Origin of the sequence: Amycolatopsis sp. CA-126428, assembly GCF_002904335.1 — a bacterium.
Lineage (GTDB): Bacteria > Actinomycetota > Actinomycetes > Mycobacteriales > Pseudonocardiaceae > Amycolatopsis.
The window spans coordinates 489,460-503,958 of record NZ_PPHF01000074.1 but is presented as its reverse complement, the minus strand read 5'-3'; the positions used below and the strand labels follow the sequence as shown (position 1 = coordinate 503,958).

13 protein-coding genes are annotated in these 14,499 nt (G+C 71.3%); 3 read left to right on the top strand and 10 right to left on the bottom strand.

The features are described from left to right. Positions 1–2 precede the first annotated feature (2 nt). Genes rhaI through C2L58_RS20635 form a run of 6 tightly spaced genes read right to left on the bottom strand, consistent with a single transcriptional unit; the run spans position 3 to position 6,122 of the window. Positions 3–1,169: an L-rhamnose isomerase gene (gene rhaI, locus C2L58_RS20660; protein WP_199191345.1), complete on the bottom strand. Its 1,167-nt coding sequence runs from the start codon at positions 1,167–1,169 to the stop codon at positions 3–5. A gap of 5 nt (positions 1,170–1,174) precedes the next feature. Beyond that, the gene (locus C2L58_RS20655) at positions 1,175–1,510 is read right to left on the bottom strand and encodes an L-rhamnose mutarotase (RefSeq protein ID WP_103339231.1); all 336 of its coding nucleotides are present in this window, start codon (positions 1,508–1,510) and stop codon (positions 1,175–1,177) included. Next, the gene (rhaS, locus tag C2L58_RS20650; protein WP_103339432.1) at positions 1,510–2,571 is read right to left on the bottom strand and encodes a rhamnose ABC transporter substrate-binding protein; all 1,062 of its coding nucleotides are present in this window, start codon (positions 2,569–2,571) and stop codon (positions 1,510–1,512) included. Before rhaS ends, C2L58_RS20655 begins: the two co-directional genes overlap by 1 nt. A 5-nt stretch (positions 2,572–2,576) precedes the next feature. Continuing rightward, positions 2,577–3,575, bottom strand: a complete 999-nt coding sequence (locus tag C2L58_RS20645) for an ABC transporter permease (RefSeq protein ID WP_103339230.1) — start codon at positions 3,573–3,575, stop codon at positions 2,577–2,579. After that, positions 3,568–4,608 carry an ABC transporter permease gene (locus C2L58_RS20640; protein ID WP_103339229.1) on the bottom strand — a complete coding sequence of 347 codons (1,041 nt, stop codon included), beginning with the start codon at positions 4,606–4,608 and terminating at the stop codon, positions 3,568–3,570. Before C2L58_RS20640 ends, C2L58_RS20645 begins: the two co-directional genes overlap by 8 nt. Continuing rightward, positions 4,605–6,122: a sugar ABC transporter ATP-binding protein gene (locus C2L58_RS20635; RefSeq protein ID WP_103339228.1), complete on the bottom strand. Its 1,518-nt coding sequence runs from the start codon at positions 6,120–6,122 to the stop codon at positions 4,605–4,607. The genes C2L58_RS20640 and C2L58_RS20635 overlap by 4 nt, the downstream gene beginning before the upstream one ends. 164 nt (positions 6,123–6,286) lie before the next feature. On the opposite strand from C2L58_RS20635, the gene C2L58_RS20630 reads away from it, so the two are divergent. Further along, the gene (locus C2L58_RS20630; RefSeq protein ID WP_103339227.1) at positions 6,287–7,333 is read left to right on the top strand and encodes a LacI family DNA-binding transcriptional regulator; all 1,047 of its coding nucleotides are present in this window, start codon (positions 6,287–6,289) and stop codon (positions 7,331–7,333) included. Between the two features lie 13 nt (positions 7,334–7,346). Here the strand turns inward: C2L58_RS20630 and C2L58_RS20625 are convergent, their stop codons facing one another. From C2L58_RS20625 to C2L58_RS20610, 4 genes are read right to left on the bottom strand one after another with little or no spacing between them, the layout of a single operon-like run. Further along, a complete protein-coding gene (locus C2L58_RS20625; RefSeq protein WP_103339226.1) occupies positions 7,347–7,586 on the bottom strand; it encodes a hypothetical protein in 240 nt (79 codons plus the stop codon). Beyond that, positions 7,583–8,509 carry a hypothetical protein gene (locus C2L58_RS20620; protein WP_103339225.1) on the bottom strand — a complete coding sequence of 309 codons (927 nt, stop codon included), beginning with the start codon at positions 8,507–8,509 and terminating at the stop codon, positions 7,583–7,585. The genes C2L58_RS20625 and C2L58_RS20620 overlap by 4 nt, the downstream gene beginning before the upstream one ends. Continuing rightward, positions 8,506–8,769 (bottom strand): WXG100 family type VII secretion target, encoded by a 264-nt coding sequence (locus C2L58_RS20615; protein ID WP_146073639.1) that lies wholly within the window; start codon positions 8,767–8,769, stop codon positions 8,506–8,508. The genes C2L58_RS20620 and C2L58_RS20615 overlap by 4 nt, the downstream gene beginning before the upstream one ends. Beyond that, on the bottom strand, positions 8,766–12,359 hold the full coding sequence (locus tag C2L58_RS20610; RefSeq protein WP_103339223.1) for an FtsK/SpoIIIE domain-containing protein: 3,594 nt from the start codon (positions 12,357–12,359) through the stop codon (positions 8,766–8,768). The genes C2L58_RS20615 and C2L58_RS20610 overlap by 4 nt, the downstream gene beginning before the upstream one ends. 218 nt (positions 12,360–12,577) lie before the next feature. Here C2L58_RS20610 and C2L58_RS20605 point away from each other — a divergent pair, with 218 nt between their 5' ends. Both C2L58_RS20605 and C2L58_RS20600 read left to right on the top strand, forming a co-directional pair. After that, a complete protein-coding gene (locus tag C2L58_RS20605; RefSeq protein ID WP_146073638.1) occupies positions 12,578–13,312 on the top strand; it encodes a hypothetical protein in 735 nt (244 codons plus the stop codon). Further along, positions 13,309–14,442, top strand: coding sequence for a glycoside hydrolase family 3 N-terminal domain-containing protein (locus tag C2L58_RS20600; RefSeq protein WP_103339221.1), 1,134 nt, complete (start codon positions 13,309–13,311; stop codon positions 14,440–14,442). The genes C2L58_RS20605 and C2L58_RS20600 overlap by 4 nt, the downstream gene beginning before the upstream one ends. The last annotated feature ends 57 nt before the right edge of the window (positions 14,443–14,499 follow it).

The following is a 14,499-nucleotide window of genomic DNA, read 5'->3' as shown; positions in this document are numbered from 1 at the left end:
CCTCATGCTCCCCATCCGGCCTGCGTGCCGCCGGCCCGCTCGGCCACGATCTTCTCCTGGTACCCGCTGCGGGCATACGCCGCGACCGGGTCCGGGTCGAGCCCGGCGTCCTCGCGCAGTTCGGCCAGCAGCGGCCGGACGTCGGTGTTGTAGGCGTCCATCAGCACCGCGTTCGCGGCGAGCACGTCGCCCGACTGCTGCGCGGCCCGCAACGCCGGGCGATCCACCAGCAGCGCCTTGGCCGTGGCCTCTTGGACGTTCATCACCGAGCGGATGATCGCCGGGATCTTCGCCTCGATGTTGTGGCACTGGTCGAGCATGAACGCGATCCCGTACGCCGGGTCCAACGCGTCCGCCCGCACGATCTCGTACATGATCCGGAACAGCTGGAACGGGTCCGCCGCCCCGACCATCAGGTCGTCGTCGGCGTAGAACCGGGAGTTGAAGTCGAACGCGCCGAGCTTCCCGGCCCGCAGCAGGAACGCGACGATGAACTCGATGTTCGTCCCGGGCGCGTGGTGACCGGTGTCGATGCACACCGTCGCCCGCTCCCCCAGCTCGATGCAGTGGGCGTAGGACGTGCCCCAGTCCGGGACGTCGGTGGCGTAGAAGGCCGGCTCGAACAGCTTGTACTCCAGCAGCATCCGCTGGTGGTCCCCGAGCCGCTCGTACGTCTCGCGAAGCGCCGCCGCCAGCCTGTCCTGCCGGTCCCGGATGTCGTCCTGGCCGGGGTAGTTGATGCCGTCGGAGAACCACAGCTTCAGATCGCGCGAGCCCGTCGCGTCCATGATGTCGATGGCTTCCAGGAGGTGGTCGGTCGCCTTGCGGCGGATGCCCGGGTCGGGGTTGGTCACCGAGCCGAGCTTGTAGTCCTCGTCCTGGAAGACGTTGGTGTTGATCGCGCCGATCTCGACACCGAGATCCCGCGCGTACGCGGTCAAGGCGGTGTAGTCGCCGACCTTGTCCCACGGGATGTGCAGCGCCACGCTCGGCGCGACCCCGGTGAACCGGTGCACGGTCGCCGCGTCGGCGATCTTCTCCTCCGGCGTCCGCGGGACACCGGGCTGCGGGAACACCTTGAACCGGGTGCCCGAATTCGCGTACGCCCACGACGGTGTTTCGATGCGCTGGGCCCGCAAAGCCGCTTTGACCGCGGTCCGATCACCCATGGCGATCACTGTCCTTCCCGGACGTCGAGGTGGAAGACCTCGTCGAGCAACTGGAACCCTTCATCCGGCGGGCCGCCGTCGAGCCCGGTGAAGAACTCCGCCATTTCCGCCTGCCAGCGGGTGTTGACGTCGGTCTCCGCCATGGCGGCCTGGGCGGCTTCGAGGTCGTCCGCCTCGACGTACCCGATCAGCAGGCCGTCGTCGCGGAGGAACAGCGAATAGTTGCGCCAGCCGGTGTCGTGCAGGGCCTGCCGCATTTCGGGCCACACCGCCCGGTGCCGTTCGGCGTACTCGGCTTTCCGGTCGGGCTCGACCTGGAGGCAGAAGCAGTACCGAGGCATCAGAAGTTGAACTTGTCGATGTTGTTCGCGTCGAACGTCGTCGGCGGGCCGAGGACGATCTCGCCGTTCTCGCCGATCGTGTAGTCGCCGAGCTTGCCCGCCTTGAACTTCTCACCCTGCTTGCCGGTGATCTGACCCGACTTGAGCGCGACACCCGCGTACGCGGCGAGGTAGCCGATGTCGGCCGGGTTCCACAGCGCGAACTGCTTGACCGTGCCGTCCTTGACGAACGCGCGCATCTGGTTCGGCGTGCCGAGGCCGGTCACCGCGACCTTGCCCTTGTAGCTCGACGAGCTGACGTACCGCGCGGCGGCCGCGATGCCCACGGTGGTCGGCGAGACGATCACCTTGAGGTTCGGGAACGACTGCAGCAGGCCCTGGGCCTCCTGGAACGACTTCTGGTCGTCATCGTTGCCGTAGGCGATCTTGTCCAGCTTCAGGTTCGCGTACTCCGGCTTGGCCAGTTCCTTCTTCAGGACGTCGATCCAGGCGTTCTGGTTGGTGGCGTTCGGCGTCGCGGACAGCACCGCGATCTCGCCCGAGCCGCCGGAGAGGTCCTTGGCCTGCTTGGCCAGCGCCTCGCCGATGCCCTGGGTGGTGGCCTGGTTGATGAAGACGTCGCGGCAGTCCTTGGCCGCGTCGGAGTCGAACGCGACGACCTTGATGCCGGCGCCACGGGCCTGGTTCAGCGACGGGCACACGGCGTTCGGGTCGTTCGCGGCGATGCCGATGACGTCCTGCTGCTGCTGGATCAGCGTGTTGATGTAGCTGACCTGCGACGACGCGCTGGCGTCGTTCGGCCCGACCAGCTTGTACTCGCCCTTCAGCTCACCGAGGGCCGCCTTGCCGCCGCTGACCTCGATGTCGCTGTAGGGGTTGTTGAGCTGCTTGGGCAGGAACGCCATCTTGACGCCCTCCTTCGCCGCGGCGTTCGGGTTCGCCGCGGCGGTGGACTGCTGCCCGCCGGAGCCGGCGTTGTCGTTCTTGGTCGTACCGCTGCACGCGGCCAGGACCAGCACCAGCCCGGCCGCCACTGCGCCGGTGAGGAACCGTCGGGACATCTTCGTCACCTTTCCGGAGTTACCGCTTGCCTACGGCGTCGCACTGCCGTGCGGGCCGAAGTCACGATGTTGGGGAGCAGGACCGACACGATCAGGAGCACGCCGGTCACGATGTTGAGTGCCTCGTTGGACACGTCCTGCAGGCGCAGCGCGTTCTGCAGCGAAGCCAGCAGAACCACCCCGGCGAGCACGCCGGGCAGCGTGCCCTTGCCGCCGAAGATGGACACGCCGCCGAGCAGGACGGCGGCCACGACGGCCAGCTCGAGGCCGAAGCCGTTGTCGGCTCGGGCGCTGGAGTACCGCAGCGTCCACAGCACCCCGGCCAGGCCCGCGACCGCGCCGCTCACGACGTACAGCCAGAACTTGAGCCGCCCGGTGCGGATGCCGGCGAACCGGGCCGCCTGCTCCCCCGCGCCCGCGGCGAACACTCCGCGGCCGATCGGGGTCGCGTGCAACACGACGCCGAAGACCAGCGCGGCGACGATCAGCGGGACCAGGACGTTCGGGATCGGGCCGTCGCCGATGGTCCCGGTGACCCAGCTCGTGTAAGCCCGCGGGAAGTCGGCGACCGCGCTGTCGCCCAGCACCACGAAGGCCAGGCCGCGATAAAGGGCGAGCGTGCCGATCGTGACGGCGAGGGACGGCAGCTTCAGCACGGTGACGAAGAAGCCGTTCAGCGCGCCGAGGACCGCGCCGAGCACGATGCAGAGCGGGATGATCGCCTCGATCGTTAAGCCGGCGTTCCACAGCGAGCCCATCACCGCCGAAGTGAGGCCGAGCGTGCTCGCCACCGACAGGTCGATCTCGCCGGTGACGATGATGAAGGTCATCGGCAGCGCGACCAGCGCGATCGGGAGCAGGTCGAGCAGCAGGAAGGTGAAGTTGCGGCTGGTGCCGAAGTTTTCGACGGCGCCGGAGGCGACGATCAGGACCACGACCGTCACGAGCACGACGGCGGCGTCCCAGCTGAGCAGCCGGCCGAGCCGGTTTCCGTGGTCAGACATGGGAATCCCGCTTCTTCAGTGCCTTGGCGACGCGCACCGCGACGAGCCGGTCGGCGCCGATGGCGAGCAGGATCAGCGCGCCGACGATCGCCTGCTGCCAGAACTGGTTGATGTCGAGCACGGCCAGGGCGCTGCCGATGACGGTCAGCAGCAGCGCGCCGAGGCCCGCGCCCCAGACCGAACCGCTGCCGCCGAACACCGCCACCCCGCCGACGACGGCCGCGGCGACGACGTTGAGCTCGTAGCCGGTCCCGGCGGCCGCGTCCACCGTGCCGAACCGGGCGGCGAACAGGACACCGGCCAGGCCCGCGAGGGCGCCGCTCACCAGGAACGCGGCGATGGTGTTGCGGCCGACCCGGATGCCGGCCAGCTGCGCGGCCTGCGGACTCGACCCCATCGCGTACAGCTCGCGCCCGGCGCGGTAGCTGCGCAGCACGATCCCGGCGGCGACCAGGACCAGCACCGCGATGAGGACCAGCCACGGCACACCGAGCAGCGATGCGGTGCCGAAGTCCAGGAAGGACGCCGGCAGCTTGTCGGCGTTGATCTGCTGGCCGCCGGCCCAGAAGTAGCTGACGCCGCGGTAGGCGTAGAGCGTGCCGAGGGTGACGACCAGCGCGGGCACCTGGCCGAAGCGCACCAGGACGCCGTTGAGCAGCCCGCAGACCGCGCCGACGACGAGCCCCACCAGGATGGCGGCGAGCACCGGCAGGCCCGGGTGGTCCTTCATCAGCGTGCCCACGGCAAACGCCGAAAGGCCGAGCACCGAACCGACCGAGAGGTCGATGTTGCGGGTGATCATCACGATCGCCTGCCCGACGGCGAGCACGGCCAGGATCGCCGTGCCCAGCAGGATGTCGCGGATGCTCTGCCCGGACAGGAACCGGGAGTTCTGCGTCGCGGTGAACGCGACCAGGACGATCAGGGCTCCCGCGATGCCGGATTCACGGGCCTTCAGCACGTTCGCGGTCCACGACCGTCGCGTGTGGACGGCCGGTTCCTTCGTCACGCGGGCCTTCTCGGTCACGGTCATGCGGCGGCCCCCTGGCCCATCGCGGCGAACATCACCGAGTCCTCGGTCGCCTCGGCGCGCGGGAGCTCGGCCACGATCCGGCCCTCCCGCATCACCAGCACGCGGTCGGCCATGCCCAGCACCTCCGGCAGCTCCGAGGACACCATGACGATCGCGACGCCTTCGGCGGCCAGCGACGACATCAGCCGGTGCACCTCGGCCTTCGTGCCGACGTCGATGCCGCGCGTCGGCTCGTCCACGATCAGCACCTTCGGCGCCATCGCCAGCCACTTGGCCAGCACGACCTTCTGCTGGTTGCCGCCCGAGAGCGTGCCGACGGGGTCGCCGAGGCGGCGGTACTTCGTGCGCAGCCGTTCCGTCCAGCGCCGGGCTTCCCGGCGCTCGTTCGCGCCGGTCAGGAAACCGAACTTCGCGAGCGCGCGCGAACGCGGCAGCGTCACGTTCCGCTCGATCGAGAGGTCCATGATCAGGCCCTGCTGGCGCCGGTCCTCGGGGACGAGAGCCATCCCGGCGGCCATCGCGGCCCGCGACGAGTGCGGCTTGAGCTTCTTGCCGCTCACCTTCACCACTCCCGCGTCCCGCTCGTCGACGCCGAAGACGGCCTGGACGACCTCCGAGCGGCCGGAGCCGACCAGCCCGGCGAACGCGACGATCTCCCCGGCGCGCACGGAGAAGGAGATGTCGCGGAACACGCCTTCCCGGGCGAGGCCCTCGACCTCCAGCACGACCGCGCCGGGTTCGACGTCCTGCTTGGGGAACAGCGCGTCGAGGTCGCGGCCGACCATGCGCTTCACCATCTCGTCTACGGTTACGTCCTCGAGCGCGTCGGTGGAGACGTGCTTGCCGTCGCGCATGATCGTCACGCGCTGGCACAGCTCGGTGATCTCCTCGAAGCGGTGGGAGATGAACATGATCGCCGCGCCTTCCTGGCGCAGCGCCCGCGCGACCGTGAACAGCCGCTCGACTTCGATCCGGGTCAGCGCGGCGGTCGGCTCGTCCATCACCAGCACCCGGGCGTCGGCGCTGAGCGCCTTGGCGATCTCGACGATCTGCTGGTCGGCGATCGACAACCCCCTGGCGGGCCGGGCGGGGTCGATCCGGACGCCGAGACGGGCGAAGAGCCGCTCGGCCTCGGCGCGGATCGCCGCGCGGTCGATCCGGCCGAGGCTCTTGCGCGGGTGACGGCCCATCACGATGTTCTCCGCGACGCTGAGGTCGGGGAACAACGTGGGCTCCTGGTAGATGACCGCGATGCCGGCCGCCTTCGCGTCGGCGGGCGAGCCGAATTCTCTCGCCTCGCCGTCGAGCAGCAGCGTGCCGTCGTCGGGTTTGTGCACCCCGGCCAGCATCTTGACGATCGTGGACTTGCCGGCGCCGTTCTCCCCGACCAGCGCGTGGGCTTCTCCGGCGTGCAAACCGAAGCTCACGCCGGCGACGGCCGCGACCGCTCCGAACGACTTCGTCACGCCGCGCACCTCCAGCAGAGGGGCCCGGCCCGGGTCCTGCCGCGTCATCGCGACCTCCGGATTGAAAGGTTTCACAAATCTGGTGCGGTGAAGCTACTATGCGGCGGAACGAGAAGTCAATGCATCGGCTCAGCCGTGGCCAAACGGCTTTCTCCACCGGGTACTTCGCGGTGATGTTACGTTTCAACAGTCAGCACGAAGAGGGGGTACGGATGGTGGTCAGGGAGCCGGGTGCCGAGCCGCGCGCGGCGGGCATCAAGGAGGTCGCGGCGGTCGCCGGCGTCTCCCTCGGCACGGTGTCCAACGTGCTCAACCGGCCCGATCGGGTCAGCCCGGCGACCCGCGCCAAGGTCGAAGCCGCGATGGCCGAACTCCGCTTCGTGCGCAACGAATCCGCGCGGCAGCTGCGGGCCGGGCGCAGCCGGGTGCTGGCCTACGTCATGCTCGACGGCAGCAACCCGTTCTTCACCGACGTCGCGGCCGGCATGGAGGACGCCGCGGACGCCGCCGGGGAGGGCGGCCTTTCCCTCTTCCTCTGCAACAGCGCGCACCAGCCCTCGCGCGAGGCCGCCTACCTCGGGCGCCTCGAACAGCAGCGCGTCCAGGGCGTCCTCATCACGCCGGTCGACCCGGACGCCCCGCTGCTGGGCGAGATCGCCCGCCGCGGCACGCCGGTGGTCGTCGTCGACCGCACACCGGAAGGCACCACGCACTGTTCGGTCGCGGTCGACGACGTCTACGGCGGCGAGATCGCCGTGCGGCACCTGCTCGAACAGGGCCACGAGCGGATCGCCTTCATCGGCAACCACACGACGGTCGGCCAGGTCCGCGACCGCCGGCTCGGCGCCCTGCGGGCCCTGGCGGCCGCCGGGCTCGGCCCGGACCACCTCGTCGACCTGACGACGACGGCGCTGACGGTGGCCGACGGCCGCGGCGCGGGCGAGCGGCTGGCGGGGCGGCCGGCGTCGGCCCGCCCGACCGCCGCGTTCTGCGCCAACGACCTGGTCGCCCTCGGCCTGCTGCAGACCTGCGCGAACCTGCGCATGAGCGTCCCGGACGACCTGGCGATCGTCGGCTACGACGACATCGAGTTCGCCGCGGCGGCCGCGGTCCCGCTGACCTCGGTCCGCCAGCCACGGCGGCGCCTGGGCCGCACGGCCGTCGAGCTGCTGCTGGCGGAAGCGACCGAAGCCGGTCATGAACACCGGAAGGTCGTGTTCACCCCGGAGCTGGTGGTCCGCGCCTCGACCCTGCGCTGACCGGCCGGCGCCGTCAGCGCAGCAGGGACTCCCCGGCCCCGCGCAGCGCCTGCTCGGCCCGGGCCAGTTCGCTCTCCGCTTCATGCAGCGCATCCAGCGTCGAGGCGCTGTCCTGGTCCAGCGCGGCCAGGACTTCGCGTTCGAAGCGCTCGGCGTGCGGGTCGCGCCAGGTCGCCATGAGCGAGCGGGTCGCGGCCCGGAACACCTGGTGGTCCCGCTGCACCGCGGTCATCAGCCCGGCCAGGACGTTCACCGGTCCTCCCCCACGTCCGCGGGCAACGTGTCGAAGCCCGCCTGCTTGGCCAGCCAGATGCGGTGGTAGCCGTTGCGCACGGTGTACCGCCCGTCGGCGCCCCGGCTCAGTTTCACCGCGGTGTCACCGAAGAAGGCTTCGTAGGTTCTCTCGTACGACGCCGGCGCACCGGTGAGTCCGGCGCGCGCATCGAGCTCACGCATCTCCGCGAGCCCGGCTCCGGAGCGCACGGCGGGGATGATCTCGGCTTGCAGTTTCCGGAGCCCTTCCCGGACCACCCGCATTTCCACCTTCCGGAAGTCGGCCGCGCTCCGCACGCCCGAGTCGGAGTCGTCGATGAACTCGACGGGGACGAGCCGGTGCCGGCCCGGCCCGATCGACGGCAAGGGCGCGCCCGCGGCCGCTCCGGTGGTGCCGGGCATCGCGGCCCCGGAAGGGGCGGCCGGTGCGGGCACCCCGCCCACCGGGGACGTGGTCCGGCCGAGACAGCGCGACACCGCCGCCTCGAACGCGGCCACCGCACGATCCACCTGCCGCCACAGGGCCAGGATCCGCACCCGCCCCTGCTCGGCGGTCCGGATCGCGCCGAGCAGCCGGGGTCCGGTCCGGGCCCGCAGATCGGCGACCGTCCGCTCGATCCGCCGGCGCTGCTCCAGGCCGGTGTCGCGATTCGTCGTCGCGAGCTCGACCTCGCGCCGGGCCGCCGCCAAGGCACCGTCGTCTTCGGGATCGACCGCGGCGAGCCGGGCCTCGGCCGCCCGCAGCCTGCCTTCGAGCCGCACCACCACCGCGTCGGCGGCGCGTGAGACGTCCGCACACCCCCGCTCCACGGCGAGCCGGTGCCGGGCCAGCTGCTCGCCGTAGCGCAGCAACGCGGCCCCGACCGGCGGCAGCTGGTCGGGATCGCCGGCGAACCGGCTCACCGGTTCAGCAGGCGGGCCTGGGCCGCCAGCGACTTCAGCGCCTGGATCAGCTGGTCCAGTTCGCGAACGTCCTGGTCCAGCCGCTTCGCCACCTGGTCGGCGGCCGCCCGCGACTTGTCGGCCGCACTCCCCTGGAACCGGTTGATGTTCCGCAGGCAGGACCGGACCTGCCTGGCCTGCTGCTGGATCTGGTCCCGCGACTGGCCGAGCGAGTGCGCCGCGCGGTCGACTTCGTCCGGATCGAACCCCTGGTAGCTCATCGGGCCACCGTCCGCCGGGCCGCCGCGTCGGCGGCCGCCGCACGCCACGAGTCGTCCGGCCGCGGGAACAGCCGCAGCGTCTCCGTCCGGTCGTCGTCCGGTTCGTGCAGGATCACGTAGTGCTCGCCGAGCTTCCCGGCCGCCCCGTTACCGATGACGCGCTGCGAGGCATCCACCGAGCACTGCCCGACGACCCGCGCCCCGAACTGGCCGAGACCGCCGTGGCCGAGCCGCCGGTCGACCGCTTCCACCGACTCCGTCAGCACCACGGTGTGGATGCCGTAGTCGGGTCCTTCGGCGAGAATCGTCAGCAGGTCGGCGCGAGGTGAGCCCTCTTCGCCGTAGCTGTTCTCGTCGCCGAGGACACGGGCCCGCTGGAGCGCGTTCAGGACGACGATGGTCCGCTCGCCGCTGCGTTCCTCGTCCAGCCGCCGCCGCACCTCGGCCGCGAGTTCGGCGAGGGCCGCGCCGATCTTGCCGTGGCCGACGCAAGTGGCGTTGTCTCCGATCTCCAGGACGTGCTGGAGCTTCTCGTGCTCCTCGTCGTCCTGCCCGAGGCTTTCCAGCCCGACGATCCGCAGCGGCTCCCCAGTGGACAAGCGGGCGGTGGCCAGCGCCACGGCCAGCGCGCCGACCGCCTGCCCCGGGTCCCGGTGCACGATCAGCAGGTTCGCCCCGCCCGCGCGGCGCAGCCCGACTCCGCCGGACCCCTTGATCGCCACCGGGAGGCCGAGGTGCAGCCAGAGCCGCTTGCCGTCGACCCGCGCCGTCCCTTCGACGAGTGCGGTGACGCGGTCGTCCTGGCCGACCTCGACCGGCTTGGTGCCGTCGAAGACCCGCGGGGCCCGGGTGAACCCGGCCCGGTCGGCGGACTCGCGGGCTTCGGCGATGACGGCGTCGCGTGCGGCGTCCTCGGTGTGGGCGACCTGGAACTCGACGTTGCTCTCCGGGCGGCCGCCGCCGTCGTTGAAGATCGCCTGGCCCGGCCGCGTCAGCCTCGCCCCGGCGGCGTTCTCGTCGCTGAGGAACAGGCGCGAGTCCGTCTCGCTGGTCTTGAGCACGATCCGGACGGCGACCTGGTCGAGCGTCCCGCGCAGCAGGCCCATCGCGCCGTGCCCCCGCAGGGTCTGGGTGCCCAGGACCGTGTGCACGCCGAACGCGCGACCCTGCCGCACGACGTGGTCCAGCAGCTGGGCGCACTCGTGCGCGATCCGGTCGTCCTCGGCGAAGAGCACCTGGAACTCGTCGACCACGACGACGATGCGCGGCAGCTTCTTGCCGGTCCGCTCGCGGTATTCGGTGAGCCCGTCGGCGCCCGCTCCCTCCGGACCCCGGAGCAGCTCGGCCCGCCGGTCGATTTCGGCGCGCAGGTCGCGCAGCACCGAGAGGCCGAAGTCGCGCTCACTCTGGACCGCGACCACCCGGGCGTGCGGGAGCGCGCCGTCGGCGTAGGGCTGGAACTCGACCCCCTGCTTGAAGTCGAGCAGGTACAACTCCAGCTCTCCGGGGTCGTACCGGCGGACGGCGTTGACGATCAGCGTGTGGAACAACGTCGACTTGCCCGACCCGGGAAGACCGCCCACCAGCACGTTCTGGGACAGCTTGTGCCCGAGCCGCAGGTTCAGGACCTCACGGCGGCCCTGCAGGCCGAGGGGGATGTCGACGCTCTTCGTGGTGTCGGCGCCGGTGCCCGGCTCGACCAGGGTGGCCGCGTCGATCTTGACCTCCGCCGCCGATTCGGTCGCCGCCGCATATCCGGCGACGATCGCGTTGGCCGCTTCCGGCGTGAACACCAGCGGATCGCACGGCACCCACCGCAGCTCCTGGCCGAGCGGCAGCGACGCGTGCATGCGCTCCTCGGCTCCCAGCACGAACGTGTGCGGTCGCAGCAACTGGGTGTTCCACCACGGTGCCGACGCCGGCGCGGTGCCGCGGACCCGCATGACCGGGTAGTGCCCCGGCCCGTCGTCGAGCCAGTAGGCGTGCGAGAGCGCCTCGTCCGCGACCACGAGCACCGCAATGCCGAGGCGGGCGCCGCCCTCGATGATCTGCCGCAGCCGCTGGGCCGAGTCTTCGGAGAAGCCGTGCGGGTAGCCGGTCACCACCACGACGTGGTTCGGCTCGGCGAGCTGACCGGCGGCGGCGTTGTAGGCGTCGAGGTTCGGGAAGGTGTCCTTGAGCGCCCGTTGTTCGAGCTGCGCCATCCGGTCGCTCACCCGCCGCAGCGCCGAGGCGATGTCGTCGGGCTCGGCCCAGACGGCGTCCCCGATCAGCTGCTTGCCGAGTTCGAGCAGCGACAGCAGCGGGCCCGCGCTCTGCCCCCGGCCCCGGGGGTCGATCCAGGTCAGCGTCAGCCGGCCGGGCAGAGCGCGGGACATCTGGTCGAGCACGATCCCCGTGACGGCGCGGCAGGCGTTCTCGTACGGCAGGTTCCGCTGGTCGGTCAGGAAGGCGATGCTTTGGTAGACGTAGTCCAGGTACGGCAACCGGGCCCAGCGCTCACCGGGCAGCGGGTCGAACGTCCAGAGGTGGTGCGGGGCACGCAGGTTCCCCAGCTCGGCGGCGACCGGCGGGTCCGTCCGCCGGTAGCCGTCGAGCTGCCGCACGGACTCGGGCCAGAAGGCGGAATACGGAGACACCGGCTCGGTGAACGTGCGCGCGAGGGGCCGCAGCGAGCCGACTTCCTCGGCACGTGCCTTTCTCGCCCGCTTCGCGGCCTCACGCGCCGCGACGACGTGCTTCTGCCAGTGCGCCAGCAGTTCCGCGGCTTCCTCCGCGATCAAGGCCGCCGGATTGCCGATGATGAACTTCTTCCACAGTGGACTGCGTGCGTACTCCGCGCGGACGGCGATGAGCTCGCGCATTCCGTCCGCATCGATGTCGAGCGAGGCCAGGAGGCCCGCGCTGCGGCCGAGCTCACCCTCCGGCAGTTCGGCCCGCAACGTCTCCGCACCGTCACGCAGCCCGGCGTAGGCGTTCGCGGCCCGGGTGGCTTCCGCGGCGAGCTCGTCCTGTGCCTGGGCGATCGCCGTGACGACGGCGTTGGGATCGGTGCCGTCCACCTTCCTCGCGGGATTGCCGGACCGGCGCTCGATCAGCGGCCACAGTGACTCCGGTGCGTTGAACGCCAGCGCCGAGAGCACGACCGACTGCGGGTCGCCCTCGTACGTACCGGACCGGAGGTCGTCGGTGACCGCGGCGACGAAGACGCCGAGCCGGTCGGCCACGGCGAGCACCGCGGGCTTCGCGTCGCCGGCGCCCGCCAGCGCACGCCGGAGCTCACCCGGCAGGTCCGCCGTCGGCGTGGACCGCAAGCGCGGGCTCAACCGGATCAAGCAGCACCGCGCGAGAAGCAGAAAAGAATCCGGATCCTCGAGCAGGCCGATCTCCTGCTGCGCCAAGCTGCCGCGAAACCGGCCGGCGAGCTGTTCTTCGTCGTGGTCCGCGACCGCGCGCAGCCGGCACACCGCGGCCGCCAGTTCGTCCAGCACCGGCTCGGCCATCGGCTCGGACCGGCTTCCCGGCGGCGACGGGGACCCGCCGTCGCCCGCCAGGGCGGTTCCGGCGCGGGACATGGTGCTGTTTTCCACGGGCAGAACCCCTCGGTACTCGGCGGCGAATCACTCTGCCCACCACAGTTCGCACGATTACCGGCCGATGTTACGAATCCGGAAAAAGATATTTGTCGCCCCGAACGAAAGATCGTCGGAAAACAATTAACCCGGCAAATCGCTGCAACATTTCCGGAAGAGAAAGCGATAGTGACCCCACGCGGCCGGTGCCGGTCGCGGTGAGGGCGAGGTGTGCCATGCCGTTCTGTTCCCGTTGCCGCCGCCGGATTTCCGGCGGCTCGTGCCCCTGCGCGGATTCGGCGGAGTCCGTCGCTCCGCCGGTGCCGCGCCGGGCCACGGACGTGACGGGGCGGCTCGCCGCCCGGCGGGCCAACCGGTCGGTCGCCTTGGTGTTCACCGCCGTCGTGGCGGTCGTCGGGTTCGTGGTCGCCCTGGCGATCCCGGGCAAATCGGGGAGCGGTTCGTCGTCTTCGGGCTACAGCGCCGCCGGCGTGAACGGCGTGGGTTCCGGGTCCGGCGGTTACCAGCCGACCTACCAGACCTACCCGGACACACCGACGACGGAAACCTCGGCGGCTCCGGCGTACTCGGGCGACGCCCTCGACCAACTCCGTCAGTACGCGAATTCGGATCTGCCCGCCGTCCGCGCCACGCTCGAAGACCACTGGGTGGCCCAGCTGAGCTCCAAAAAGGTCGGCCTGCCCGCGGACGGGATCATCTACGACGCGCCCGCGATCCTCCAGGACCACCTCGGCCTCCGGAGCCGATTCACCTCCGTCCGCCTGATCCGGACCGCGGACTGGAGCAGCTTCAAGTACCCGGACTTCTGGGTCACGGTGCACGACGAACCGTTCCGGACGGCCGACGAAGCGAACGCCTGGTGCGACCGCAATGACCTGCCCAAGGACGACTGCTACGCGAAGCGGTTGCGGTCCACCGGCGGGTACGAAGGAAACACCAAGGTCCGATGAGCCGGACGAGGTTCCTGCTCGCGGCGGCGGTCGTGGGCGCGCTGCTCGTGGCGGCCGTCTCCCGGCCATCGCCCGATGCCCTTCCGGAGAACGGCATTCCCCCGCTCCCGGCTGGCGCCGCCAGAGAGCCGGCCGAGAGCTGCGCCGCCGTGATGGCGGGCCTGTCCCTGCGTCGTCAGCTCGCCCAGCTGATCGTCGTGGGCGTGGACGCCGGCGACGTCACGGGCAACGTCCGGCTGGTGCGCACCGAACAGGTCGGCGGGATCTTCGTCGGCGGCACCGCGACGGCGGTCCTGCGCGACCGCGCGTTGGCCCAGGTCCAGGCGGTCGCCGGGGTGCCGGTCTCGGTGGCCGTCGACGACGAGGGAGGGCGTGTCCAGCGCATCGACGCGCTCGACGGACCCCTGCCGAGCGCTCGCACGGTCGCGTCGGCGATGCACCCGGACCAGGTGCGCGAGCTCGGCGTCCGGCGCGGACGCGCGCTGCGAGCGCGGGGCGTGACGACCGATTATGCGCCGGTTCTCGACGTCAGCGACCAGCCCGCGGGCGCGGTCATCGGCGACCGGTCCTACGGTTCGGCCCCGGCCGCGGTGGCCGCCTACGCGTACGCGTTCGCCACCGGACTGCGCGAGAGCGGGGTGACGCCCGTGTTCAAGCACTTCCCGGGTCATGGTCACGCCCGCGGCGACTCCCACCGCGTCTTGCCGGAGACCCCGCCGCTGGCCCGCCTGGCGGCGACCGATCTGCTCCCCTATGAGCGATTGGCGGAGTTCGGCGCCGCCGGGGTCATGGTCGGCCATCTCGCGGTGCCCGGCCTGACGGATGGGCAGCCCGCCTCGCTGAGCGCGGCGGCGTACCGCCTGCTGCGGGACAGGTACCACTTCGGCGGCGTCGCCGTCACCGACGACCTCGGCGCCATGCGCGCGATCACGGCGGCCCATCCGCTCCCCGAGGCGGCCCTGCTCGCCCTGCGGGCCGGCGCCGATCAGGCACTGTGGTCGTCCGGCGGACACGTGCACGCCGTCCTCGACCGCCTGCAAGCCGCCGTGGCGGCCGGCGAGCTGCCTCCGGAGCGGGTGCGGGAGGCGGTGCACCGGGTCCTCGTGGCGAAGAGCGCTTGCCGCGCCTGAGCACCCGGGGCAACCCGCTGATCGTTTGTGACGTCCTACCGGTCACGAGCGATAACC

Coding starts and splice junctions, on each gene's coding strand:
- rhaI (WP_199191345.1), bottom strand. CDS start 1,169: ATGGGTGATCGGACCGCGGTCAAAGCGGCTTTGCGGGCCCAGCGCATC.
- C2L58_RS20655 (WP_103339231.1), bottom strand. CDS start 1,510: ATGCCTCGGTACTGCTTCTGCCTCCAGGTCGAGCCCGACCGGAAAGCC.
- rhaS (WP_103339432.1), bottom strand. CDS start 2,571: ATGTCCCGACGGTTCCTCACCGGCGCAGTGGCGGCCGGGCTGGTGCTG.
- C2L58_RS20645 (WP_103339230.1), bottom strand. CDS start 3,575: ATGTCTGACCACGGAAACCGGCTCGGCCGGCTGCTCAGCTGGGACGCC.
- C2L58_RS20640 (WP_103339229.1), bottom strand. CDS start 4,608: ATGACCGTGACCGAGAAGGCCCGCGTGACGAAGGAACCGGCCGTCCAC.
- C2L58_RS20635 (WP_103339228.1), bottom strand. CDS start 6,122: ATGACGCGGCAGGACCCGGGCCGGGCCCCTCTGCTGGAGGTGCGCGGC.
- C2L58_RS20630 (WP_103339227.1), top strand. CDS start 6,287: ATGGTGGTCAGGGAGCCGGGTGCCGAGCCGCGCGCGGCGGGCATCAAG.
- C2L58_RS20615 (WP_146073639.1), bottom strand. CDS start 8,769: ATGAGCTACCAGGGGTTCGATCCGGACGAAGTCGACCGCGCGGCGCAC.
- C2L58_RS20605 (WP_146073638.1), top strand. CDS start 12,578: ATGCCGTTCTGTTCCCGTTGCCGCCGCCGGATTTCCGGCGGCTCGTGC.
- C2L58_RS20600 (WP_103339221.1), top strand. CDS start 13,309: ATGAGCCGGACGAGGTTCCTGCTCGCGGCGGCGGTCGTGGGCGCGCTG.